Consider the following 24,954-nt stretch of genomic DNA (forward strand, 5'->3'; position numbering starts at 1 on the left):
TCGTAAAATATATTAATAGATTTCTATATATTCTCTTTAATCTACTAACAACATACATCCAGCTAATATTGGTGTCATAATCATCGAAAACCTTAGAAGCATGCGAGGTGCATAATTTGTAAACTTAGCTCCTATATATGCTCCTAACATTGTCCCGATTAAAACTTGTACTAATAATACATAATCTAAATACCCTTCCGAACTATATCCAAACCCACCTCCAATTGCGATTGGTAATATAACGAGCATTGTCGTCCCTACAGATTGACGGATTGTTAAACCTAATAAAACCATTAATCCGAGTTGGATAAAAGGTGCTGAGCCAATACCAAATGCACCTGCTAAAATTCCAGTCACCAATCCGAGGAATATACATTTAATCACGTTATCTTTCGAAAGTTCTTTATGCCCTTTTAAAGACGACTGTGATCTTTTTTGAAACATAATCAACCGAATAAACATAAAAATTGCCGATAAAAATAACATACCAGCTGTAAACCAATGCAACAGATGTGCTGGTATTAACGAACCAAACTTTGAACCAATAAAGGAACCAATCGCGCCAAATCCCCCAACAACTCCGCCTATTACAAGCACAACATTCCCTTCTCGGTAATGACTTACTACTCCAGATAATGTCGTAAATGCCATCGCAGTTAAAGATGTTGCAAGAGCAACATGAATAGGGATATGGAATACTAGAGTGAGTATCGCGATGATAAATCCTGCTCCCCCTGCTCCGACAAATCCTAATAAAACTCCCATTAATAACATTGTTATAATAATTGCCACATAATTCCCCTCCAATATCCCAATTATCTATCATATACACACTTCTATACAAACAAAAAGCACCCTAAGCGGATGCTCTGACTACTTTTCTTTATTGATAATATGTACTTAATCTTGATTAATTAAAATAACAGCTGGACCAGAAACAACTACTCCGGCCACTTCTATCTTTTCAAATTCCATCACTGTAATAGATATAACCCCTTCTCTTTCCATCAATTCCTTACTCAGGACTTCAGTCGGTATTGATTTCACCGTCCTACCTCCTTTTCATTTTATACAAAATTACAAAAAACTACCCAATGCATCTAAATATATGCATCACCTCCGCTTTCATTCCTTATTCCAGTCAAAATTCACATCACCTTTCTATAACATATTGAAAAATAAAAAAGCACTCGCCAAAGCGAATGCCTTTCCATTATTTACTCTCTATTACTTTTAACATTCTATTAATAAATGCTGCCGATTCCCCACGTGTTGCAGAACCTTTTGGCATAAACTCATTATTCTCATTCCCTTTTACGATACCTAACCCATAAACACGTTGAACCGCCTGTTTATCATACGCTAAATTTTGATCCGTAAATGGTAATGGAACTAAATTACCTTTAATATTTTTGAATTGCAATGCACGATCAATCATAATGACAGCTTCATCACGTTTAATCGTATCATTCGGAGCAAATATATCATTTCCTCGTCCACTTATAATCCCAGCACTAGCTGCACGATTAATACCATCTACTAGCGATGGATGAGCTGTGCTTAAATCTTTGAAATTCGATTTCCCCTCTGGTAATTGCAATGATCTTGAAACTAAATTCGCAAATTCACCACGTGTTACAAGACGTTCTGGCCAGTAAGAACCCTTCCCGTCTCCAACCATAATACCTCTTTTATCTAATTCACGAATATCCGCTTCATACCAACCGCCAGTTATATCATCTTTATGATTCGCATCATAATAAGCTTTCGTTCCCTGTAAAAATGGCTCCCACGCATTATTCCTTATCATAATGGCCGGACAATTCTTTCCGCTCCAAAATTGATGTTTTTTTACATTTTCTAAAGGAATATTTAATTCCCCCATTAAATAGGCTGCTAGTTTGCGAGCATTTTCCACAGCTTTATTATAATCACCATCTTGATTGACAGCAATTTCAATTGCAATTGATTCTCTGTTACCGGTTCCTTCTGATCCATCTCCAGCATGCCAACCATTTTCATTTAATGGTAGATGTTGATAAATTTCTTTATCATCTACTGTAAAATGCCAAGATGCTGAACGATCAGTCGTTCCTGTTGCTTGACTGTATAAATATTGTGCATGGTTTCTAGCATTTGCTCCAACACTATAATTATCTGTCTCATGAATTGTAATGTATTTTGGTTTCATCGCATAACCTGGACGAATATTTTCATTACCTGTTGGTACAATCATTTCCTTTAATGGTACACCGTAAATATCCGTTGTTTTCTCTTCTATTGGTGCAGTATACATAACCGCTGCACGTTTCGTACGAGTTGGAGTTGTGCTTTGAATAAGAGATGCTTTTGTACCCTCAAATTTTGCTGAAGGTGCATAAATCCATTTCACCTCATTATCTATTTGGACTTGGAACCACTCTCCAACTTGTCCAATTGCAATAATTGTTTGCGGTTGTAACACTTTCTCGTCTTTATATGAATTAAATGGTGCGGAATATGTGGCTGTCTCTTCATTAATTACTAATTTTTCGTTTGCCAAGTGATAAACTTCCTTAACCTCTACATTTCCTTCACTACTTTGTATCCACCCAGCTCCAGATTCTGTTTGTATATAGTAAGCGTTTCCTTTTTGTTTTTCGGCTTTCACTACTTGATTAGAAAGCTGAACACCTGTCGCTTTTTGTAACTCAGCAGAATCAAATAAAGATGCTGAACCTATTATATGTACAAAAAAATCTCCTTGTACTTCATTTGTTATTCCTTTGCTCTCTCCACGTCCATCTTCATCTTTCATATGGCTTTCAATACTTTTTAATGCTTGCTCGTCTGTTGAAATTGTTACGGTCTTTTCTACTGTGTCTGCATAGGAAAAACTTGGAATCGTTACCATACTAAATACAATTGATGCAGCTAAAACATTATAAAATTCTTTTTTCATACTAATTATTTAACACGTTTATATCTTAATTCGTGTTAACTTCCCTCCCTAATCTAAAATATTTAAGGCTATCTAGCAGACTTCTAAACTAAATAACCCTTTACAATATAACAAACTCTATCTCATTCGTATAGATAGGAATGACTACTATTTGCCTACTTTTTCTATATTGGAATATAGAAAAGAAGCTATAAAAGATATAGCTTCTCCTCTCACTATTTCAATCTCGTTGTACCTTATACTCTATAACTCTACCATCTTTATCAAATTGCAAAACAAGACATTCACTATCTATAGGAATGAAACCACGTTCATTCCCAAGATAGTATAGTGTAGTAATTCCCGTTTCCAAACTGCTTGTTTTCGTAGGGGCCCCTAACAATTTTGTAATTTCCTCGTTTGATTTCCCTATCAATTTATGCTCCTGTAATAGGTCATCTACCATATGTACTCGTTTTTCTTCATAATTTAACCACCGATCCTGATTAAAATTTGAAGTGTATTTATTTATACTTAATTGTACGGTGCATACTAGCAATGGAATGAGACCTACCATCATTATAGTGAACAGTTGTTTCTTACCTTTATCACGTCTTGCCGAAACATGTAAGATAGACTTTTGAATAATAACTAATAAAATAAAAGGCATTACTACCACCAAAATACTCATTACACTCAATGACACATGAACCATATCAATAACGAAAATAAACGCAATGTACATTAATATATGCAAACAAAAATAAATGTACAACATTCCCCACAATATAGAGCTTTTACCTTTCTCCACCCAAATAACACCTACTTTATCCCGCTATTTGCGGGCAGTTAGACTCCCACCTCAAAATTCGGCTGTAAAGGGTAGAAGTCGGGTTGCCCATAAACCCCCACTAATTAAAGTTTTACTTTATTTTTCACTTCGCAACATAATTCATCTGGCCAATCATATCTCTAATCTTTTGTAGTTCTCGTGCTGTATATATTACTTTACTTGTTAAAACTTCATTTCTGAAAAACGTTACAATTTGCTCTCTATCTTTAAATCTCGGCAATTCTTCATTAGAAAGATCAATAACTTCTTTTCCACTCTCATTTTCAAAATATACAATTGGTTTTACTTTTTCCTTTACAATATCTACTTGCATTTCTTCCAAACAATTATATAAAGTTTGAGATAGCATTTTCGCTTTATACGCTGGATTCCCTTCATTTCTTACTTGCAAAGTTAATGAAGTTCCATCCGTAATAAATTCAAATGTCTCTTCTTTTTCAATTTCATGTTGATACTTACCAATTTCCTCAATCATAAATGAATATATACCCGCATTTTCTTTCGTTAAGCCATGGATTAATTTCCCTGTCCATTCTTTCGTCTCAAGTAGATAAATACCAGTTTTACATAAGATAAGGTGATGAATTCGATTATCATTTATGTCACGTTTATCTCTATATTTATTGCGTATCATAAAAACGTTCGGTATAATATGAAACTCTTCTTCTAGTATTATTCCTTGCTCAACGAAACCTCGCTTCATATAATGTAATATTTCATGCGCATTCACTTCAGCACCATTTTTGGTATATTCTCGTAAATCCGCAATTAAATTTTGAAACATATGTACTTCACTACTATGCTTATCTTGCATTTCACTACGTTCTTTACTATGTTGAACAGCCAATTGATTTTTCATCATACGCATATTTTCAAGTTCTCTAGCTGTATTCACTTGTAAATCATTATATTTTTTCTGTTCCATATTCTTTAAAGTATCCTGTTGTTCTTTATGCCCTGTAATCGTAGCTGCAATCTCATTTTCATACGTTTCAATCGCTTGTTTCTTTTCAAACTCTACTTGCTGACTCTCTGATTCTAACTGTTTATTTTTATAAAACAGTACAAACACTACAGCTAATAATATTAAAATCCCACCTATTAGCACATACTCCATATTATTACTCCTTTATTTCATTTCCGATTATTTTTGAACATATATCAATTACATTATACTATGTTATCAATATATACTTTGTAAAAATTATATATTTTTCATAAAAGGCACCTCAGTCGAGATACCTTTTAGATTCACTTTATTGTACACCATACTGAATATAACTTGAATCATAGTATACCCATTGATTTGTCCCTAAGCAAAGCCATCCATCTTGCTTACTCCATACTCGATATGATTCACCATGATGTAACTGTCTTATAACATTCCCGTTTAATGATGGAGCATCTCGCAGATTCACATTATCGCCAGTAATAGTTGCTACATAATGTTTATACTGAATATAACTTGAATCATTATATACCCACTGATTTGTCCCTAAGCAGAGCCATCCATTTTGTTCTCCCCAAACTTCATATGATTCGCCACGATTCAATTGGCGAATTACACTAGACTGTAAAGATGGTCCACTTCGTAAATTCACATTATCTCCATTAATTACAGCAACTCCGTATACTGGAGTCGCATTATTAGGCGTGGAAACATTCCCTCCACCACTTGCTCCATTTCCTTGTAGAGCTTCTAATGAAACAGCTGCTGATACGTCACAATTTCCTACACCTGAAATTTGCCCAGAATCTGTGTACTGCCATGCTGTCCACTCTGTCCATCCACCAGCATCAGCAGGCGGTATACTAGAATATTTGGAAATCCAAAGTGGAATGTCACTTAACCCGCTAATTCCAAATTCATTAATATACCAAACTCCTGTATATAACATTACATTTTTCCCAGTAGCTTGTTTCACATAATTTACGAAACTTCTTGCCCAATTCGATATAGTCGCACCCGTTAAACTACTATTGCTAGTATCCGTTGGCGATTCTAAATCTAAAACAGGGATTAAGTCCGTCTGATTACTCTGTAATATATTCACAAAATGTTTCGCTTCTGAAATGGCATCATTTTGTTCTGGGTGCGCAAAATGATATGCACCAATTAATACATTCGCATCTCTCGCAGCTTGTACATTTTGAACGAAAGTAGGGTCAATATAGTTCACACCTTCCGTCGCTTTTGCATACGCTGCTGGAATGCCAGATGACTTCACAGCATTCCAATTAATGTTTCCTTCCCAATGAGACACATCAATAAATGTAATATTTGAACTGGATCTATTTTGCATATAAAAGCTCCTATCAAATTTTGTTATTCTATATACAATATGTACAACTCTAGTTAAAGGACACGACAAATCTCTCACATATTTCGAAAATTTTATTACATTTTAATATCTGAGAGAATAGAAAAAAGACCTTGTAATTCTACAAGGCCTGTTGCAAACTCCCTTTATTTTGTAGCAAGTACATATTGTAGTAAAGTCCTTGTTTACTAAGTAACTCTTGATGTGTTCCGCTTTCTACAATTTCCCCTTCATGCATAACAAATATTTGATCCGCATCTTGGATTGTAGACAATCTGTGCGCAATCGCTATCGTTGTTCTACCTTTTCGCATTTGCTGCAATGCCGTTTGGATAGCCTCCTCTGTTTCTGTATCAATATTTGCCGTCGCTTCATCTAACACTAATACTTTCGGATTGGTTGCTATCGTTCTAGCAAAAGCAATTAATTGCCTTTGACCACTAGAAAATGCAGCTCCTCTTTCGACAACTTCTGTATCATACTGCTCTGGTAATTTTTCAATAAACGTATTCGCTTGCACAAACTTTGCCGCTTCCTCTATCTCTTCATCCGTAATCTCTTCATTATACATACGAATATTTTGCTTTACATTTCCAGCAAATAAAAATGCATCTTGCAGCACAAGACCAATTTTCTTTCGAATTTCTTGTTCTTCGAACTTCTCTAAATCTACTCCGTCTATTACTATATTTCCTGATTTAATATTGTAAAATCTCATTAATAAATTCATAATCGTACTCTTTCCGCTACCAGTATGCCCTACGAAAGCAACCGTTTGCCCTGACTTTACGTGAAAAGATACATTTTTTAAAACGTCACGCTTTCCATCATATGAAAAAGTAACATCTTTAAACTGAATTTCCCCGTTAGCTACTCGTGGCTGTTCACTCCCCATTTGAACAGGAGCTAAATCTTTATCATCCATTAAATGAAATACACGCGATGATGAAACAAGCGCTTGCTGGAAGAAAGATAGTTTCATCATCATCTCATTTACCGGTTGGAAGAAACGATGAATATAGTTAACGAAAGCATATAAAACCCCTACTTCAACAGGACTCTTTAAAGCATCGATTCCGAATAAACCAAGTACTAACGCAATTGCTACAATATGAACAAGATCTGTTGCTGGACGTAAAAGTAATGCATCTAATTTCAATGTACGACGTCCAGCACTAAAATGTTTATTGTTCACTTCTTCAAATTCTTTTCTCATCCGCTTTTCTTGCCGGAACACCTGAACAATATTCATACCTTGAATGGACTCATTTAACTTTGCATTTAATATACTCAGCTGATTACGTACCTCTAAATAAAAAGCTGCACTTTTCCGTTGATACAACACCATAATTGCAAACATTACCGGAATTAATATGAGCGAAAATAGCGCTAATTTTACATCTAATAAAAACATCGCTACTAAAATCCCTACTAAAAAGACTACATTTTTCACGAATGTTGATAGTACACTAACATAAAAATCCTTAATCGCTTCTGTATCATTCGTTATGCGAGATACGAGCGTACCAATCGGCGTACGATCAAAGAAGCTTAATGACAATTTTTGAACATGTTCATACACTTCAACTCGCATATCTTGGACAATCTTAAAAGCGATATTTTGAAAGTACAATAAGTCTAAATAAGTAAATAATACTTTTAATAAATGAGCAATAATATACACTACAAATAGGGTTACAAGTGCTGATTGTTCAAAGTTACCTGGCACTAAGTGTTCATCAAGAAATTGTTTAATTAAAAAAGGACCCATCATTTCAGTTACAGTTGCACCAACTAGAAATAAAAATGCTAACGCCAATAACCCTTTATAGGGCCTCATATAAGAAAGCAACCTTCTTAAATCACTCCGTTTTTTCTCAGCCATCATACGCCTCCTTTCTCTACTAATGCCTCTAACTGCTGGCTTTCGTACATTTCTTTATACCAACCATTTTCTTTCATTAATTGCTCATGTGTCCCTCGCTGCATAACCCTACCTTCATCAATAACAAGAATAAGATTTGCATGCTGAATAGCACTTAAACGATGGGCAGTAATAATCGTCGTTTTCTCTGCCCTTTCTCGTTTCAATGCAGTTAAAATAGTTTCTTCTGTTTTTGCATCTACGGCTGATAAACAATCATCTAATATTAAAATTTCAGCATTTGTTAATAATGCACGCGCAATAGAGATTCTCTGTTTTTGACCTCCTGATAGTGAAACGCCCCTTTCACCTACTACAGTGTCATACCCTTCTGGAAATTGAAATATATCATTATGAATACAAGCAATATCAGCAGCTCGGCTAATTTCTTTATATGTAGCATCGGCCTTTCCAAAAGCAATGTTCTCCCCAATACTCGCTGAAAATAAAAAGTGATCTTGCGGTACATATGAAATTGCAGAACGCACACCGTGAAGTGTTAAATCTCGAATATCCCGCTCCCCAACTTTTAATTCACCATTAAAATGATCATACTCTCGAATTAAACATTTTAATAACGTCGTCTTCCCTGCACCGGTACGCCCTACAACTCCTAACGTTTCACCTTTTCTTAAGTTAAAGTAAATATCTTTTAAGTTTAATAGTTCATTCTTTTTATAAGAAAACGAATCAACAGCAAACGAAACATCACCACTTGCTATAGCATGTATAGCATTTTCCTTATTCACTACATCTGAAGTTTGTGAAAATATTTTCTCCACACGATCATACGAAGCACGTCCACGCTCCATAATATTAAATAACCATCCAAAAGCTAACATTGGCCATACAAGTGTCCCTAAGTACGTTGTAAATGTTACTAATTCCCCTACAGTTAATTCACCTCGTACGACTAATAATGATCCGTAACAAATTGCGATCAAAAATGAAAATCCGACAATTAGGGAAATCGTTGGATCGAATAACGAGTCAATACGTGCAACTAGCATATTTTTATGTACGACATCTTCAGATTTTTTCCGAAACGCTTGTAAATCCTCTTTCTCTTGTCCAAGTGAGCGAATTACCTTCATCCCACTCATACTTTCTTGCACTTTATCATTGATTTCAGAAAACGATTGCTGTGCCTTATGAAATCTTCTATGCAATAAAGTTCCATAATAATTTGTAGAAATAGCTACAATTGGCATCGGAATTAAACTTAATAACGTTAACTTCCAACTAATTGTAAATCCCATCGCTACGAGTACACATCCTCCAACAGCTAATGAATCAACGAGTGTTAAAACACCTGCCCCCGCAGTTTGCTGAATCGCCTGAATATCATTTGTCGCATGTGCCATCAAATCGCCTGTGCGACGTGATTGATAAAAGGATGGGCTCATCTTAGTAAAATGTTCATATAGATTCTTTCGCAGTTGACGAGCTAGTTTTAAAGAAGATCCAAAAATCATAATACGCCATAAGTAACGTAATATATACATCATAATTCCTACAACTACTAATAGAATAACCCAGTTCAACAATTTTTCAGACGTTAATGTTCCACTATTAATTTCATCTACTACAATCCCTAGTACTCTTGGCGCTACAAGTTCAAGAAGCGCGACACCAAATAACATAATAATTCCAATTATGTACGCTCGTTTTTCTTGCTTAAAAAACCAAGCTAAATTAAAAAACACTTTCATATTTATCCTCCTCCCTTAAAATGAGCGATGTTTTCAGTGTAACAAAAATACAGAATATTTAAAAGTTTTAAATATGTTTTATAACCAAAAGAAAAGGGCACTCGGTAAGAGTGCCCTTTTGCGCTTATTTTGTTTGTTGCTTGTTCATCGCGCTCATCATTTGATTGATTTTCTTTTGGGAAGGTTTTTGTCCCATTTGCATCATCATCATTTTTAACATTTGTTCGTTAATTGGTGGATTTTTTTGTAAGTAATTCATCATGTATTTGCGGGCAATGAAAAATCCTAACGCCACGCCTGCTACTAGTGCTACTACGCCCACTAGAATACCTAACCACATTGGCATATCTTTTCCTCCTTCATGTTGTCTACCTTACAGTGTACTAAAACCTTTTCAATAAGACAAGATACTATTCGACATTTTTTACACATATGTTCGTACTTGTTTGAGAGGATTTAACCAACCGTACTTTTTATTTTCATAATCCATCGCTAAAAATGTTAACTCACACTTTCTAAGCACCTCAAAGAAAGTTGTTTCCATGGATACATTTCCAGAAGTATTTATTCGAATATATTGTGGTTTCACCATTATTTCTCCGTATTCGGCTCCTGTATAAAGCGTATGAGTATGATTTGTTCTTTCATATTTACCAAGAACACGCAAAGCTTGTTCTAATTTATGATGAATTTTCATTACTTGTAACGGCATCGTAATATACGTCATTTGTTTATATAATACTTTCTTCTCCGAAAGGAACCCAGATTCTGAAAATCGAGCAAATAAATCAAAAAACAAATATTCACGACCAAAGTAAGCTTTCGCAATATCCTCTTGAATTAAATACAATTCATACGTTTTCATTTTTCCCCTCCCGATCTGGACAACCTTTTCCCTACATTATATAAGAGAAGATTTGCAATGATTGTCTGACTACGGAGAGAGAAAAAACTTTTCCTGTCGAAAAAACTCAATTACATAGAAAAATCTCCCCATGCTGGAGAGATTTTTCTAAAATCATTAAAGCATTTCTTTTACTTTACGAACAACGTTCTCTACAGTAAATCCATACTCTTCCATAATCTTCTCACCAGGAGCAGAAGCACCGAATGTGTCAATACCTAGTACATCTCCATCAAGACCTACATAACGGTGCCATCCCATTGTAGCACCCATTTCAATTGCGAAACGTTTCGTTACTGCTTTTGGTAGTACAGATTCTTTGTACTCAGCAGTTTGAGCTTCAAAGCGATCCATAGATGGCATGCTAACAACAGCTGCATCAACGCCGTCTGCTGCTAGAGCTTTTTGCGCTTCGATTGCTAAGCTTACTTCAGATCCAGTTGCAATTAAGATTACATCAGCAGTTTCTTTCTTGCTTGCAGAAACTACATATGCACCTTTTGCTACTTTTTCATAAGTATCGTCTTTTGCACCTTCTAATGTTGGAAGATCTTGACGAGTTAACACTAATGCAGTTGGTGTTTTTGTTGATTCTAGAGCTAGTCTCCAAGCTGCAACTGATTCGTTACCGTCTGCTGGACGAATAACAGAAACGTTTGGCATTGCACGAAGTGCTGCTAATTGTTCAACCGGCTCATGTGTTGGACCATCTTCACCAACAGCGATACTATCATGTGTGAATACATACGTTACAGGCAATTGCATTAATGCTGCAAGGCGAATTGCTGGACGTAAGTAGTCAGAGAATACGAAGAACGTACCACCGTAAGTTTTTAAACCGCCATGTAGTGCAATACCGTTCATTGCTGCACCCATCGCAAACTCACGAACACCGTACCAAATGTTTTTACCGCTGTAATCAGCTCTTGTGAAGTCTTTTTCGTTATTCATATATGTTTTGTTAGAACCAGCAAGGTCAGCTGATCCACCAAAGAATGATGGTACAGACTCTGCAATTGCATTAATTACAGCACCTGAAGAATTACGTGTTGCTGCTTTTGATCCTAATTCATAAGTTGGTAAGCTTTGTTCCCAACCTTCTGGAAGAAGACCGTTCATTGCTGCTTGCAGTTCGTTTGCTAATTCTGGATATGCTTGTGCATATTCACCGAGCATCGTGTTCCACGCAGCTTGCGTCGTTTCACCAACATCTTGTACTGTTTTACGGAAGTTGTCATATACTTCTTCTGCTACATGGAAGTCTTGTTCAGCAGTCCAAGCGTATGCTTCTTTCGTTAATTTTGTTTCGTCTACACCAAGTGGAGAACCATGTGAAGCTGATTTTCCTGATTTGTTTGGAGAACCGAAACCAATTGTCGTTCTTACTTCAATTAGCGTTGGGCGTTTTTCGTCAGCTTTCGCTTCTTCAATTGCTTTTGCGATTGCTTCAATATCGTTTCCATCCTCAACACGGATTACTTGCCATCCGTATGCTTTGTAACGATCTTCTACACTTTCAGAGAATGAACGATTTAAATCGCCATCTAATGAAATATCGTTTGAATCGTAAAGTACTACAAGACGACCTAATTGTAAATGAGCAGCTAATGAAGATGCTTCAGCAGAAACGCCTTCCATTAAATCTCCATCACCACAAATAGCGTATGTATGATGATCTACTACATTATACGCATCACGGTTGTATTTAGCCGCTAAATGTCTTTCAGCCATCGCCATACCAACAGCAGTTGCAATACCTTGTCCAAGTGGACCAGTTGTTGCGTCTACACCTGCTGTGTGACCGTACTCAGGATGTCCTGGAGTTTTGCTTCCCCATTGACGGAAGTTCTTTAAATCATCCATTGTTAAGTCATAACCAGATAGATGAAGTAGGCTGTATAGTAACATTGAACCATGACCTGCAGATAATACGAAACGATCGCGGTTAAACCACGTTGGGTTATTTGGATTGTGTTTCATAAATTGAGTCCATAATGTATAAGCCATTGGTGCTGCACCCATTGGCATTCCTGGGTGACCAGAGTTTGCTTTTTCAATCGCATCAATGGATAATGTGCGAATCGTGTTGATAGAAAGTTGTTCGATTGAATGTGACATGCTATTCTTCCCTTCGCGTATGTTAGTAAACGTTTTATACATTTATATGATAGCTTCCCACGCAAGATTATACAACATGTATCGACAAATATGTTGATGTTTTTTTGATTTTTCATAAAAAATACAGTGATTCAGGGAATGTATGGGCATTCAATATGACATACTTTTTAATTGTTTTTATTTTAAAAATAAAGATAATTATCTGTATATTTATACAAATATACTAATTTCTGATATATCTCTTTTTTGATAACCTTTAAAAATATAAAAAAGCATCTGAATTAGATGCTTTTAAAACAAATTAAATAATCCGCTTACGAATAGAACTTGAAATAAAATCAATTATAATTACCATTAAAATGATACCTAATAAAATAATTCCCACACGAGACCAATTACGTGAACTAAGTGCAAAAATTAATGGCGTACCAATACCACCTGCTCCAATAACACCTAAAATCGCAGCGGATCGTACATTAATTTCAAACCTGTATAACGTATACGATAGAAAATCCGGTGACACTTGTGGTAATACGGCATACCAAAGTATTTGAAACCGATTTGCACCCGTTGCTATTAACGCTTCCGTCGGTCCCTTATCTATATTTTCAATTCCTTCCGAATATAGTTTCCCTAACATTCCGATAGAGTGTAACCCTAAAGCTAGAACTCCGGCAAAAGAGCCTGGACCAACAGCTTTTATAAATAAAAGAGCCATAACTAATTCAGGAAATGTACGAACAAAACTAAGTACAAATTTCCCAGTTCCTGAAGTTAATTTTCCACTACTCATATTCGTTGCCGCCCAAAAAGCAAATGGAACAGATAAAAAAGCAGAAATAAATGTACCTAATATCGCAATTGCCAACGTATCAATTAAACCGTGTAATAAATCTTCACCATCTGGCAAAGATACATACGACCAATCTGGGTTCAATACGCCTGTCATAATTGCTTTTGTAATTTCTCCCGCCGTATTCTTTATTCCCTCTAACGGGACTCCTGAAAAGGCCCATACATATATAACTGTAAGTGCTATAAAAATAATCCAGCGATATATACTCGGTTTCTTCGGTTTTGGTACGATTATTGTCGTTTTACTCATTATAATTTCCCCCGCAACGCTGTACTTATATAATCAATTAGCAATACAACAACAAGGGTATAAATAATAATAGAAGCAGTTTGTTGATATTGTAAAAATCCAAGTGTACGATCATAATATAATCCAATCCCACCTGCTCCTACTAAACCTAGAACAGCTGCTGCACGTACATTCACCTCAAATGTATAAAGTACATAGGAGACGAAGTGCGCTTTCACTTGCGGAATGACCCCATAAACTATCCATTGCACCTTATTCGCTCCTACAGCTGTCATCGCTTCTAATGGACCTGGATCAATTGATTCAATTGACTCATACAATAATTTCGCTACGAGTCCAACGGAGAAACAAGTAAGAGCCAAAATACCTGGAAGTGGTCCTATTCCAAAAATCGCTACAAAAATAGCCGCTAATAATAAATCTGGTATTGTTCGTATAAAATTTAAAATCAATCGAGCTGGACTGTACAAAAATACACTAGTAAATACGTTACTTGCCGCAAATAGTGCAAGTGGAATGGCTAAAATCGCTCCTAAAGTCGTTCCAATAATCGCCATACGTATTGTATCTAACATTGCTGTTGTAATAATTTGAAAATAACTCCAATCTGGTGGCACCATTTCCTTCAATAAATCCATCATATTCGGAAAACCAACTACTAGTTTTGAAAATGATGCGTCGACCTGTACACTACTACCCCACAACAGTAAAATAACTAAAATAACCGTTAACATATGTTTCAATTTACTCGGCGGCTTCGGTATCGATTTCGAATATATCGTCACTTCATTCATTTAGCTGCCACCTCTAATAATGCGCTTTTCTGAGCTACGTCCCCATAAATTTCAGCGAATTTTTCATCCGTTGCCTCTTCTACTAATCCATCAAAAACAATTTCACCAGCATGTAATCCAATAATACGAGTAGCATATTGCCTCGCTAAATCAATAGAATGTAAGTTTACAATTGTCGTAATTCCAAAATCTTCATTAATTTTCTTCAAATCATCCATTACTTGCTTTGTTGTCAGAGGATCTAACGAAGCAACAGGCTCATCTGCCAATATGATTTTCGCTTCTTGTGCCAATGCTCTAGCAATTGATACACGTTGCTGTTGTCCCCCTGATAATTCATCAGCTCGTGCATATGCTTTTTCTGAGATATTCACTCTATTCAGCGCCTGGAATGCAAGCTCCACATCCTCTTTCGGAAACAGACCTAACGTTGTACGCAATGTAGAATGATATCCAACCCGCCCAGCTAATACATTCTTCAGTACCGTTGATCGCTTCACAAGGTTAAAGCTTTGAAAAATCATACCAATATCTCGGCGCATGCGTCGTAATCCTTTTCCTTTTGCAGCAGTAATAGACTCCCCTTCAATAATGATTTCTCCTTCTGTGATTTCATGAAGGCGATTTACCAATCTAAGAAGTGTTGATTTTCCAGCACCGGATAGCCCGACCATTACAACAAACTCACCTTTTTGAATTTTCAAGTTTATATTATTCAATCCTTTTGTACCATTCGGATACACTTTGGAAACATTTCGAAACTCTATCACACATCTTACCTACCTTCTATGTATTATCAATAACTGAAAAACGGCAAACTAACTGAAATCACACACTTTCCAGTTAGTCGCCATTTCCATATGTATTATTGCGTTTTCACTTTCTTTCCATATTCACGAACGATATCAAATTTACTATCATCAGATTTAACGTATCCTTCATGTGAGTATACTTCTTTAATGATTTTGTGCCCTTCCTCATTCTTTCCTATTTCAATGAAAGCATCCTGTAATTTCTTGCTCCACTCTGCATCTAAATCAGAACGTACAGAAATCGTATCGTTTGGAATTTTCTCCGTAAATTTTACTATTTTCGTTTGATCGAATATATTCGGATAATCTTTTTTTACAATATTACGAGCATCTTGGAATACAACAGCTGCATCTACATCACCATTTAAAAGAGCAATAAGTGACTGATCATGACCTTTTAATGTAACAGGTTTCACATCTTTCAACGGATCGATTCCCTCTTTTAACAATACAGCCGCAGGCCATACATAACCCGCTGATGATGTTACATCTTGATAGCCAATTTTTTTACCTTTTAAATCTTTTACACTATTAATATTAGAATCTTTCTTAACAACAAACTCTGATTTATAAACATCTACTAAATCCTTTGTGGGAGCTCCAGTTTCATCATCTACCCCAAAACGTTGCGCCTGTAAAATTACGTTTGCAGCCTTTTTCTCATGCGCTAACACATACGCTGTTGGAGGTAAAAAGCCTACATCTACTTGCTTAGATGCCATCGCTTCTACAATTGTATTGTAATTCGTTGAAATACTAACTTTTACCGGAATGTTTAATTTATCACTTAATAGCTTTTCCAATGGTTTTGCCTTCGCCTCTAACGTATCTGCATTTTGAGAAGGAACAAATTGAACATTTAGTGTCTTCGGTACATAACCTTTTTTCGTATCTTCATTTTTACTTGCACTTGATTCCTTCGTTCCACATCCACTTAATAATCCCGCTGCTAGTACAACTGTTGTGCTCATTGCAAAAACTTTTTTCAACATGTTAATGCCTCCATTTTTCGTTGTTATAAAATAACCTTCCATAAACATGAAGAAATATATCACATATTTTTACAAATAATTGCTTATTTACAGAATCTTTACATATTCTATACATTCACATTAAAATTCTTTTCATATATTTGATATGATTAATTGAAAGATAACTATAGAAAAGGTGAATGGCGTTGAATCAAAATCAAATTGTAACTTTAAATATTTTATTAACAAGCGATGTACATGGTACTGTGTATCCAATTCACTACCAAGATAACTCCAAAGCAGAAATTGGTTTAGCTAAAATTTCTACTCTCATAAAAAAAGAACGTTCTCAAAATGCAAACGTTCTTCTGATTGATAACGGGGACTTCATTCAAGGAACACCATTTACTTATCATTACGCTACATACGAAAAAGATATGGAAAACCCAATGTCCTTATTAGCCAACTACTTAGAGTATGACATTGCAATTATCGGAAATCATGAATTTAATTACGGAATGGATATATTAAATAATGCTGTGACTACTGCAAATTCCCCTTATCTATCAGCAAACATTTTAGATAAAAACAGAAAAGAACCTTATTTCGGAAAACCATATATAATAAAACATATTGAATCAAATATAAAAATTGCTATTTTAGGGGTGACAACGCATTACATCCCCCATTGGGAACAAGCACATCATATTAAAGATTTACAATTTGAAGATGCATTTGAAACAACAAAAAAATGGGTTTCTTACATCCGTAAACATGAAAAACCAGATTTACTAGTCGTAGCCTATCACGGGGGATTTGAACGTGATTTACAAACCGGAGTACCGACTGAAGTTTTAACAGGTGAAAACCAAGGATATGCAATGTGCCATGAAATTGAAGGCATAGATATTTTACTAACAGGCCACCAACACCGAGAAATCGCTCACACCGTGATTAATGGTGTAACAATTTTACAGACCGGATGCAATGGACACTCAGTTGGAAAAGTAACAGTAACATTCGAAAAAGCAGAACAAAAATGGGTGAAAAAAGAGAGTTATTCAGAGTTATTGCCCGTACAAGGAATTGCGGCAGACCAAGATGTTCTTTCCTTGGTTGCCAATTATGAAGAGAAAACACAAAATTGGCTTGATAAACCTATTGGAATAATTTATGGGGATATGCAAATTTCCGATGCTATGCAAACACGTTTGCAAGACCATCCTTTTATTGAATTCATAAATAAAATACAGATGGATATAGCTAATGTTTCAATTTCTTGTACAAGTTTGTTTCATAATACATCTCCAGGTTTCCCTAAACATGTAACAATGCGTGACATCGTTTCTAATTATATTTATCCAAATACATTAAAAGTAATTAGAATAACCGGAGCGGATATAAAAAATGCTCTCGAACTCTCTGCTTCTTATTTCACATTAAAAGCAGATGGAACCATCATCGTAAACCCTACCTATATAGAACCAAAACCACAACACTATAATTACGATATGTGGGAAGGGATTTCGTATGTATTAAACATTTCAAAACCAATTGGAGAGAGAGTAGAGTCTTTGCAGTATAAAGGCGCTCCTCTTAATATGAATGAAGAATATGACGTTGTTATGAATAATTATCGTGCAAGCGGTGGCGGGAACTTCTTTATGTTTCAAAATAAACCAGTAGTAAAAGACATACCAACAGATATGTCTGAACTTATCGCTAACTATATATTGAAGCATAAAAGGATAGAAGCAACGAAAAATGAAAACTGGAAAGTTATTAAATAACAATTTTAACAAATAAAAAAAGATGGGCTATGCCCATCTTTTAATTTAATTTTGCATTATCCTGCTTTTTTAAAGCTTTTAATTTCGCCGGTGTAACGTCCGTGCCTTCTTCGTTAACGACTTTAATTCCTTTTAATTCGTTTAACATATTTTGACGAAATCCTTTTAAATATTGTTCACGAAGCGATTGGCGCTCACGTTGTTCTTCTTCAGTTAAGCCTTCAGCTTTTGCTTTTTTCGCTAAGAAGTTAATGCGTTCAATGAGTTCTTGACTTGGCATCTCGAATCCCCCTTCTACTCAAAACTGATTATTATCATACAATAGTTAGTCCTCTTTATCAAGCAATTGCTTTGTATATTCTACATACCTTCGATGTACAGTTGCTTTTGAAACATCATGACCAAAACCACGAAGTGTTGCTGCAATTTCTTCAAAAGTTAATTCATTCCGGCGCAAACGTACAATTTCCTCAATTGGCACTTCTTTTTTCTCACGTCCTACGCTTAAATGACGATTTTTCAAATTATTTTCTGGACGAAATCCTTTCTCCACTGCTCTTTGCATGCCACGTTTAATTTTTAAATTGTGGATCTTTCTTTGATACTCTTCAACGATCCCAATTATATTTAGCACCATCGAATCAGAATCTGAAAGCTGTAATTCACCACTATGTGTGTGTGTATAAACTTTTATCCCCTCTTTATGTAAACAATGCATTAATGCAATCTTTGCATTTCCTCTACCAAGACGCGTTTCATCTTGTATAAGTAGTACATCAACTTGTTCATCTCGAATTGTATCTAGCACTTCTAATATGCCATCACGTTCAATTGTATAACCGCTAGCCTGCTCCTCAATTACCTTTGTAACATCCATTTGATAGCGCTCAGCTAAATGCAATAATTCATCTTTTTGACGCAATAATGATGTTTCCTGTTCTTCTTTTGTTGTGCTCACACGTGCATAAATAATTGCATTCATTTTGAACCCTTCTTTCTCACTATATTTTCCTTATAGTGTATCATAAATTTGCCTTTCGTTCGAACTTATGTTTGTAGAATGTTTTTTCGCATGTTATACTTAATAATAAGAAAAATGAAAGAAAACGAGGTGTTAGAAAACATGGAAAAGTTAACGAAACGCCAGCAAGACATTCTCGACTTTATTAAGCTAAAAGTACAAGAAAAAGGATATCCACCTTCCGTACGTGAAATCGGTCAAGCAGTCGGCCTTGCTTCTAGTTCTACAGTGCACGGACATTTATCACGACTAGAAGAAAAGGGATATATTCGACGCGATCCAACAAAACCACGCGCAATTGAAATTTTAGGTGACAACCGAACGGAAACACAATCTGTTATTCAAGTTCCAATCATCGGAAAAGTTACTGCCGGTTTACCGATTACAGCAGTCGAAAGTGTAGAAGATCACTTCCCACTTCCAGCTAGTATCGTTGCTGGAGCAGATCAAGTGTTTATGTTACGCATTTCTGGAGATAGCATGATTGAAGCCGGTATCTTTGATGGTGATTTAGTTGTTGTTCGCCAACAACAGTCTGCATACAACGGTGAAATTGTAGTTGCTTTAACAGAAGATAACGAAGCAACTGTTAAACGTTTCTATAAAGAAAAAGATCATTTCCGTCTACAACCGGAAAACTCTTCACTAGAACCTATTATTTTAAAACAAGTGTCAGTTATTGGAAAAGTAATTGGCGTATATCGTGATTTACATTAAAAATAATAAAAAGAAGATAATTCCCTTATTTATATAGGTAATTATCTTCTTTTTATATTTTGATAGATTTCCGTTCATTCAAAAGAATGCGTTTCATTAATTATTAACGCGTTTCAATAGTAACATCTCCAGCAGCGGTTTTACCGCTAATCTTTTTACTACCATTACCAATCGTTATATTTTTATTGTCTTCATTAAAAATTGTCACGTCTCCAGCAGCAGTTTGCCCAGTTATAACTGCATCTTGTGGTTTTTCCAATAAAGTAATATCTACATCTCCAGCAGTTGAACTTACCTCTAAATCATATTTAGAATCATGATCAATAATATCTATATCCCCACTAGCCGTTTTTGCTGTTACTTTCCCTATTACTTTTTTAAAATTCACCTCACCAGCTTTTGTAGACCCCTCCACACTCTTTGCTGTTACATGTTTCAAATCCACTTCTCCGGCGAGTGTTTCAACACTTACGCGGTCACTTTTCACATTACTTATTTCTATTTGTCCAGCGGATGAATTTACTTTTATCTCTTGATAAGAACGTTCAGGTACTAATATAGTCAATGTAGGCGTTTGAAATCCGAAATTGTAAAATGAAAAATCAAATGAAACACCTTTTTCTATTTCCCCTATGATTTTTAATGTATCACCATCTTCAGCAATACGAATCTCCTGTTTACTTACGTCTCCTTTTTGCTTTACATAAAAAGAGGAATCAGGAGATTTTTGGACAACAATATCTCCAGCATCTAACTTAACTTCTACATTTTTTAGCGTTTCGTTTTTAATTACGTCCTCTTTATCTCCTTTCTCTGCAGTTTGTACTGCTTTTTCATATGTTTGTGAAATCCCTATTACTCCAATAATGATACAAGCGATAGCTACTAATAATATCTTTTTCATCATCTACTCCCCTTTTATCATTTTGAAGTTCCAGACTACATAGCGTACACATAATCTTTTAAACCACTTCGTACTATAATAAGCTACAATACATAACAACAAACCTACTCCGACAAACGTTATACTAACGAAAAGATCCAACCATATAAAAGTGCCCATAAATACTTTTACAATAACGAAAAATGGTGTCACTACACTAGCAATCCCACCGACCCAAAAGGAAAATATAAAAGCTATAATTGCAACTAACGGGCCTAACACAATAATAAAATTAAACAAACTAAGTCCAACCGCTGCCATGACAGCTCTTGTCACATTTGAAGTCGACGGATCTTTTTTCATTTCATCAAATCGATACATCGCAAGTAAGTCTTTCGCAATTACTTTCGGAGAGCCAAGTCCCTTTATTATTTCTGATTCAGTTTTCCCCTCTTCCATCCCAAACTGAAAGTGCTCTTCATAATCAAATAAAATATCTTGTCGCTCTTCTTCTGGTAACTTTCTAAGATGACTTGATAATTCTTTAAGAAACTGCTCTTTACTCATCCCATTCCACCCCTTCAATAATTTCTTGAACACCTTTAGCAAAATCACGCCACTCTGTTACTAATAAAGTAAGTTGCATCTCTCCTTGCTCTGTTAGTTGATAATATTTACGGGGCGGTCCTTCCGTGGATTCTTTTAAATACGTTTGAAAATATCCCTCTTTCGTTAAACGACGTAATAACGGATATACAGAACCTTCCGATATTAAAAATTTATTAGAGATTTGCTGAACAAGTTCATATCCATAACAATCCTTACGTTTTACAAGTGCCAATACACACAGTTCTAACACACCTTTTTTAAACTGAACGTTCAAGGACAATCCCCCTTTCTCATTTTAGTACTGTTCAATAAACGGTAGCTATTTTATCCATAATATACCACTTAGTATTGTTTATTGCAAGGTACTGAATTATATTTATTCCCTAAATTTAGAAAACACAAATATAGAAGCCCGAATAAGATCTGTTGTAACTGACCATTATCCCGGCTTTCATTCAACTCGAATTACAATACTACAAGATTTCATTCAATCTTTCTCCTCTATGAACCCACTTCCATTTGTGACCCTAATAAATTTCGAAATACACCTTTTCTCTCTTTAGCCAATTGATTAAATTCACCTTTTTGAACAATCTCACCTTTTCCTAAAACAATAACTTGATCTGCATTGCGGATCGTAGATAACCGATGCGCAATAACAACAATAGTCATCGTTCCTTTCAACCTTTCTATTGCTGATTGAATTTTTACTTCATTTTCAGTATCTAATGCACTCGTAGCTTCATCTAATACTAAAATGGATGGTTGTCTTAAAATAGCTCGAGCTAGTACAAGTCGTTGACGTTCACCACCTGAAAGTCTCACTCCACGATCTCCAATGAGAGTATCAAGCCCTTTTGGAAGCATTCGTACAAATTCAGCTGCCGCCGCAAAATCTAATGCAGTCCAAATTTGTTCTTCACTCGCATTCGGCTCAATCATCAATAAATTTTCTCTTATGCTTGCATTAAATAAAAAAGGATCTTGTGGCACATAACTAATAGCCCGTCTCAATGACAATAAATTTTCACTTGTAAGAGGAGTTCCATCTATTAATACTTGACCTTTCTCTGGCTGAATCAATCCCATTAAAACATCGATTAATGTACTCTTCCCAGCTCCCGAATGTCCCACAATAGCCGTCATACTATTGATTGGTATTTTCACATTAATATTTTGAAGTGCATACAAATGCTCCTTCTTATTATATCGAAAATAAATACCCTTACATTCAATACCCTGCTCTATACAAATCGGCTTTATATGTTTTTGCTGATGTATATCCTGCATTTCAATTGCTTCATTACATTCCCCTTGTAATTCCCATAATGACTTAAAAGCAGGAATGCTTGCAGCAAGCTGTTCTAAATTTGACTGAATTGTCATAAATCGTGGCCATAGTCTCGAAAAGATGAGTATGATTAATAGTAATTGGGTGGGTTGAGCTTTAAATATACTTACTGATAATAATATAAAAAATGCAATTAAAATAGCCATTGAAACTTTATAAAACAATTGAGAGTTCGACCTTATTCTCATATACTCCATTTGTTCATTACTCATCTTTTCTGTTATAGATTGTAACCAATCTAAACGTGATGCTTCCAAAGTATTACTCTTTATATCTTTAATTCCATTAAAATGATCTGTTATACCAGAAAGATAGTCTTGTGCTAATTTCGAGGTCTTAACGCCTAGTATTCGTGCTTTTTTTATAAAAGCACGAGAAGCTACTAAGAATAATAAGCCAAAGACCAAAACAAATATAGTTATTTGGGGAGATAATAAAAACGCAAGCCCCACCTGTATGAATGTAAACAGAATAACAGCTAACAATTGTAAAATTAAATTAACCCCATAACTTACGCGAGCTAATTCTGTAGTTAATATATTTATTAGATTTGTTTTCCTTTTCTCTAAAAAAAAACTCCACTTCGCTTTTAGAATCATACTATATGTTTCTATTCTTAATTCTCGTACGAAAGCTTGTTGCGTTCTCGCATCCCTTAGCGTTATGTTTCGTTGTAATAGATTTTGACCTAACACTATTAGTATATATATACCTAAAATAGAAATTAGACTTGTTGTTTTAGGGAAATCCTGCAAAAATCTATAGACAGGTGCAATAAAAGCAGTCTCCTCACCTATATTAATTATTCCAGTCATACTTATCATAGGAATTAATAAAATAATACCTATCCCTTCAAGTAAACTTATTAAAACCATACCAAACAAATTCACATACAGAATTTTCCCTGCAGAAGAATATAATTTCTTGATAAAATATATAATATGATTCATCGATGTTCCCCCTATAACAAAGCAAGCTTCTTTGTTTTCCTCCAAAGACATAGAAACGGACGTAAAGGAAAATATAAAAAATGAAGGAATTTAGGTAACGGCAATGTTTTTGCATCAATTGGATAAGGATATAGTTGGCTCATAATATATAAAATCTTTTGCTGATTAGACATTAGTGAAAATAAATGTCGACTATGATAAGCAAGTACTTCTTCTGGCACAGGGTCGGTATGCAAGTTTATCATTTGCTTGAAATAAAACAACGCTTCTTGCGCTAACTGTTTTGAATGTTTTTTAGTTACTAATTCCATCATTCTTTCATCTAGTCGTACACCTAGCAATTGAGATGCCAAAATTAACGCTTGTCCTCCTAAATGAAGCATTTGATATTTTCTCATTAATTTATGAATCTCACTCCAATTAAGATCTTGATCGACAATTTTTTTTATGTCTACTAACCAACGTAGCCTGGACCAACCATGTCTGGCACCATGAGATACAAGAAATAAAAATAAGTCTTCCTTCCCTAACATATATACCGAATTACTCGTAAGTGTACTTTTTCTCTTTCGCTTCCAAAGCTCTTCAAACCCAGGTTCCTTACCCGGTCCGGGATTTAATCTCCAATGAATTTCAAGTTTGATCCGCCTTGTTGGGTGGAAAAATGTTATATGGTGATGCCTCCATTTCCAATCACTTAATATCGTTTGAATATAATCATCTTTCACATACCCTTGCTCTAAAAGTAGTTTTTCTGCTTTTTCTAAATTTTGAATAGGGATGAGAACGTCCAAATCACAGGATGTTCGTAAAGAAAGATCTCCATATAAGTCCTGAGATAGTACAGGCCCTTTTAGAAAAATCGTACGAATCTCATTTTCATTACATAATTTATTTATTCGTTCCATTTCAGCACTTAAATAAAGCATTTGAAATGTATTTCTTTTATATTTTCTAGTCAAGGTTTGTACAATATGTGAAGGAATCAGCTCCTTGTCCACCTGTTTAAGTTTTTGATATATCACCGGATAAACGCGATGATGCACGGCTTGCTCAAGAAATACTTCCCAATCAATATCCGAAAACCATTCATTACTGTAAGTTTGCATTGTTTCGTCATCTTGTAACTTCAAAATTGCAAAAAGAAGTTTCAATTCCTTAGACATGAACTCTACATTAAGACCAAAATCTTTCTCCAT

24 protein-coding genes are annotated in these 24,954 nt (G+C 35.2%); 2 read left to right on the plus strand and 22 right to left on the minus strand.

All coding sequences use genetic code 11. The features are described from left to right. Window positions 1-36: 36 nt before the first annotated feature. The 15 genes from DN408_RS00475 to DN408_RS00545 all read right to left on the minus strand — a co-directional run bounded on the left by DN408_RS00475 (window position 37) and on the right by DN408_RS00545 (window position 16,455). Window positions 37-792: a sulfite exporter TauE/SafE family protein gene (locus DN408_RS00475; RefSeq protein ID WP_002137766.1), complete on the minus strand. Its 756-nt coding sequence runs from the start codon at window positions 790-792 to the stop codon at window positions 37-39. A gap of 108 nt (window positions 793-900) precedes the next feature. Next, window positions 901-1,047, minus strand: a complete 147-nt coding sequence (locus tag DN408_RS00480; RefSeq protein ID WP_002014405.1) for a BC1881 family protein — start codon at window positions 1,045-1,047, stop codon at window positions 901-903. Window positions 1,048-1,213: 166 nt separating this feature from the next. Next, window positions 1,214-2,941, minus strand: coding sequence for an S-layer homology domain-containing protein (locus DN408_RS00485; RefSeq protein ID WP_002167815.1), 1,728 nt, complete (start codon window positions 2,939-2,941; stop codon window positions 1,214-1,216). 220 nt (window positions 2,942-3,161) lie between these two features. Beyond that, on the minus strand, window positions 3,162-3,731 hold the full coding sequence (locus DN408_RS00490; RefSeq protein WP_002167814.1) for a hypothetical protein: 570 nt from the start codon (window positions 3,729-3,731) through the stop codon (window positions 3,162-3,164). A gap of 124 nt (window positions 3,732-3,855) precedes the next feature. Beyond that, window positions 3,856-4,890, minus strand: a complete 1,035-nt coding sequence (locus tag DN408_RS00495) for a nuclease-related domain-containing protein (RefSeq protein WP_002185132.1) — start codon at window positions 4,888-4,890, stop codon at window positions 3,856-3,858. 139 nt (window positions 4,891-5,029) lie between these two features. Next, window positions 5,030-6,076 carry a GH25 family lysozyme gene (locus tag DN408_RS00500; protein ID WP_002190411.1) on the minus strand — a complete coding sequence of 349 codons (1,047 nt, stop codon included), beginning with the start codon at window positions 6,074-6,076 and terminating at the stop codon, window positions 5,030-5,032. A gap of 139 nt (window positions 6,077-6,215) precedes the next feature. Continuing rightward, the gene (locus DN408_RS00505; protein WP_060750835.1) at window positions 6,216-7,979 is read right to left on the minus strand and encodes an ABC transporter ATP-binding protein; all 1,764 of its coding nucleotides are present in this window, start codon (window positions 7,977-7,979) and stop codon (window positions 6,216-6,218) included. After that, the gene (locus tag DN408_RS00510) at window positions 7,979-9,730 is read right to left on the minus strand and encodes an ABC transporter transmembrane domain-containing protein (RefSeq protein WP_002033485.1); all 1,752 of its coding nucleotides are present in this window, start codon (window positions 9,728-9,730) and stop codon (window positions 7,979-7,981) included. Before DN408_RS00510 ends, DN408_RS00505 begins: the two co-directional genes overlap by 1 nt. Window positions 9,731-9,854: 124 nt before the next feature. Beyond that, window positions 9,855-10,076: a YneF family protein gene (locus DN408_RS00515; protein WP_001132292.1), complete on the minus strand. Its 222-nt coding sequence runs from the start codon at window positions 10,074-10,076 to the stop codon at window positions 9,855-9,857. 78 nt (window positions 10,077-10,154) lie between these two features. Then, window positions 10,155-10,595: a sporulation inhibitor of replication protein SirA gene (sirA, locus tag DN408_RS00520; protein ID WP_002014415.1), complete on the minus strand. Its 441-nt coding sequence runs from the start codon at window positions 10,593-10,595 to the stop codon at window positions 10,155-10,157. Window positions 10,596-10,751: 156 nt separating this feature from the next. After that, window positions 10,752-12,752: a transketolase gene (gene tkt / locus DN408_RS00525; RefSeq protein WP_016092115.1), complete on the minus strand. Its 2,001-nt coding sequence runs from the start codon at window positions 12,750-12,752 to the stop codon at window positions 10,752-10,754. A gap of 301 nt (window positions 12,753-13,053) precedes the next feature. Further along, window positions 13,054-13,857 (minus strand): phosphonate ABC transporter, permease protein PhnE, encoded by an 804-nt coding sequence (gene phnE, locus DN408_RS00530; protein WP_147739914.1) that lies wholly within the window; start codon window positions 13,855-13,857, stop codon window positions 13,054-13,056. Beyond that, the gene (gene phnE, locus DN408_RS00535; RefSeq protein ID WP_002137773.1) at window positions 13,857-14,651 is read right to left on the minus strand and encodes a phosphonate ABC transporter, permease protein PhnE; all 795 of its coding nucleotides are present in this window, start codon (window positions 14,649-14,651) and stop codon (window positions 13,857-13,859) included. The genes phnE (DN408_RS00530) and phnE (DN408_RS00535) overlap by 1 nt, the downstream gene beginning before the upstream one ends. Then, complete coding sequence (gene phnC, locus DN408_RS00540) at window positions 14,648-15,421, minus strand: phosphonate ABC transporter ATP-binding protein (protein ID WP_050000633.1); 774 nt, start codon at window positions 15,419-15,421, stop codon at window positions 14,648-14,650. Before phnC ends, phnE (DN408_RS00535) begins: the two co-directional genes overlap by 4 nt. A gap of 95 nt (window positions 15,422-15,516) precedes the next feature. Continuing rightward, on the minus strand, window positions 15,517-16,455 hold the full coding sequence (locus tag DN408_RS00545) for a phosphate/phosphite/phosphonate ABC transporter substrate-binding protein (protein WP_002137777.1): 939 nt from the start codon (window positions 16,453-16,455) through the stop codon (window positions 15,517-15,519). Between the two features lie 185 nt (window positions 16,456-16,640). On the opposite strand from DN408_RS00545, the gene DN408_RS00550 reads away from it, so the two are divergent. After that, a complete protein-coding gene (locus DN408_RS00550; protein WP_002128579.1) occupies window positions 16,641-18,224 on the plus strand; it encodes a bifunctional metallophosphatase/5'-nucleotidase in 1,584 nt (527 codons plus the stop codon). Window positions 18,225-18,264: 40 nt separating this feature from the next. On the opposite strand, the gene DN408_RS00555 is transcribed toward DN408_RS00550, so the two are convergent. Both DN408_RS00555 and DN408_RS00560 read right to left on the minus strand, forming a co-directional pair. Beyond that, a complete protein-coding gene (locus tag DN408_RS00555; RefSeq protein WP_002014431.1) occupies window positions 18,265-18,504 on the minus strand; it encodes a DUF896 domain-containing protein in 240 nt (79 codons plus the stop codon). A gap of 45 nt (window positions 18,505-18,549) precedes the next feature. After that, the gene (locus DN408_RS00560; RefSeq protein WP_002128580.1) at window positions 18,550-19,206 is read right to left on the minus strand and encodes a YneB family resolvase-like protein; all 657 of its coding nucleotides are present in this window, start codon (window positions 19,204-19,206) and stop codon (window positions 18,550-18,552) included. Window positions 19,207-19,347: 141 nt separating this feature from the next. Between DN408_RS00560 and lexA the strand changes: the two genes are divergently transcribed. Then, window positions 19,348-19,962, plus strand: coding sequence for a transcriptional repressor LexA (gene lexA / locus DN408_RS00565; protein WP_002087894.1), 615 nt, complete (start codon window positions 19,348-19,350; stop codon window positions 19,960-19,962). A gap of 103 nt (window positions 19,963-20,065) precedes the next feature. Here lexA and DN408_RS00570 read toward each other — a convergent pair whose 3' ends face one another. The 5 genes from DN408_RS00570 to DN408_RS00590 form a co-directional block, all read right to left on the minus strand. Continuing rightward, window positions 20,066-20,869 carry a DUF4097 family beta strand repeat-containing protein gene (locus tag DN408_RS00570; RefSeq protein WP_002014437.1) on the minus strand — a complete coding sequence of 268 codons (804 nt, stop codon included), beginning with the start codon at window positions 20,867-20,869 and terminating at the stop codon, window positions 20,066-20,068. Next, window positions 20,870-21,412: a DUF1700 domain-containing protein gene (locus tag DN408_RS00575; RefSeq protein WP_002128581.1), complete on the minus strand. Its 543-nt coding sequence runs from the start codon at window positions 21,410-21,412 to the stop codon at window positions 20,870-20,872. Further along, entirely contained in the window at window positions 21,405-21,728 is a 324-nt protein-coding gene (locus DN408_RS00580) for a PadR family transcriptional regulator (protein ID WP_002066545.1), read from the minus strand. Before DN408_RS00580 ends, DN408_RS00575 begins: the two co-directional genes overlap by 8 nt. Before the next feature lie 227 nt (window positions 21,729-21,955). Beyond that, window positions 21,956-23,755, minus strand: coding sequence for an ABC transporter ATP-binding protein (locus DN408_RS00585; protein WP_078178531.1), 1,800 nt, complete (start codon window positions 23,753-23,755; stop codon window positions 21,956-21,958). An 11-nt stretch (window positions 23,756-23,766) separates the two neighbouring features. Beyond that, window positions 23,767-24,954 carry a nucleotidyltransferase domain-containing protein gene (locus DN408_RS00590; protein ID WP_002128583.1) on the minus strand — a complete coding sequence of 396 codons (1,188 nt, stop codon included), beginning with the start codon at window positions 24,952-24,954 and terminating at the stop codon, window positions 23,767-23,769.

This window comes from Bacillus sp. AR13-1, from assembly GCF_008042285.1.
Lineage (GTDB): Bacteria > Bacillota > Bacilli > Bacillales > Bacillaceae_G > Bacillus_A > Bacillus_A mycoides.

Coding starts and splice junctions, on each gene's coding strand:
- DN408_RS00485 (WP_002167815.1), bottom strand. CDS start 2,941: ATGAAAAAAGAATTTTATAATGTTTTAGCTGCATCAATTGTATTTAGT.
- DN408_RS00495 (WP_002185132.1), bottom strand. CDS start 4,890: ATGGAGTATGTGCTAATAGGTGGGATTTTAATATTATTAGCTGTAGTG.
- DN408_RS00500 (WP_002190411.1), bottom strand. CDS start 6,076: ATGCAAAATAGATCCAGTTCAAATATTACATTTATTGATGTGTCTCAT.
- DN408_RS00505 (WP_060750835.1), bottom strand. CDS start 7,979: ATGGCTGAGAAAAAACGGAGTGATTTAAGAAGGTTGCTTTCTTATATG.
- DN408_RS00510 (WP_002033485.1), bottom strand. CDS start 9,730: ATGAAAGTGTTTTTTAATTTAGCTTGGTTTTTTAAGCAAGAAAAACGA.
- DN408_RS00515 (WP_001132292.1), bottom strand. CDS start 10,076: ATGCCAATGTGGTTAGGTATTCTAGTGGGCGTAGTAGCACTAGTAGCA.
- sirA (WP_002014415.1), bottom strand. CDS start 10,595: ATGAAAACGTATGAATTGTATTTAATTCAAGAGGATATTGCGAAAGCT.
- tkt (WP_016092115.1), bottom strand. CDS start 12,752: ATGTCACATTCAATCGAACAACTTTCTATCAACACGATTCGCACATTA.
- phnE (WP_147739914.1), bottom strand. CDS start 13,857: ATGAGTAAAACGACAATAATCGTACCAAAACCGAAGAAACCGAGTATA.
- phnE (WP_002137773.1), bottom strand. CDS start 14,651: ATGAATGAAGTGACGATATATTCGAAATCGATACCGAAGCCGCCGAGT.
- DN408_RS00545 (WP_002137777.1), bottom strand. CDS start 16,455: ATGTTGAAAAAAGTTTTTGCAATGAGCACAACAGTTGTACTAGCAGCG.
- DN408_RS00555 (WP_002014431.1), bottom strand. CDS start 18,504: ATGCCAAGTCAAGAACTCATTGAACGCATTAACTTCTTAGCGAAAAAA.
- DN408_RS00560 (WP_002128580.1), bottom strand. CDS start 19,206: ATGAATGCAATTATTTATGCACGTGTGAGCACAACAAAAGAAGAACAG.
- lexA (WP_002087894.1), top strand. CDS start 19,348: ATGGAAAAGTTAACGAAACGCCAGCAAGACATTCTCGACTTTATTAAG.
- DN408_RS00570 (WP_002014437.1), bottom strand. CDS start 20,869: ATGATGAAAAAGATATTATTAGTAGCTATCGCTTGTATCATTATTGGA.
- DN408_RS00575 (WP_002128581.1), bottom strand. CDS start 21,412: ATGAGTAAAGAGCAGTTTCTTAAAGAATTATCAAGTCATCTTAGAAAG.
- DN408_RS00585 (WP_078178531.1), bottom strand. CDS start 23,755: ATGAATCATATTATATATTTTATCAAGAAATTATATTCTTCTGCAGGG.
- DN408_RS00590 (WP_002128583.1), bottom strand. CDS start 24,954: ATGGAGAAAGATTTTGGTCTTAATGTAGAGTTCATGTCTAAGGAATTG.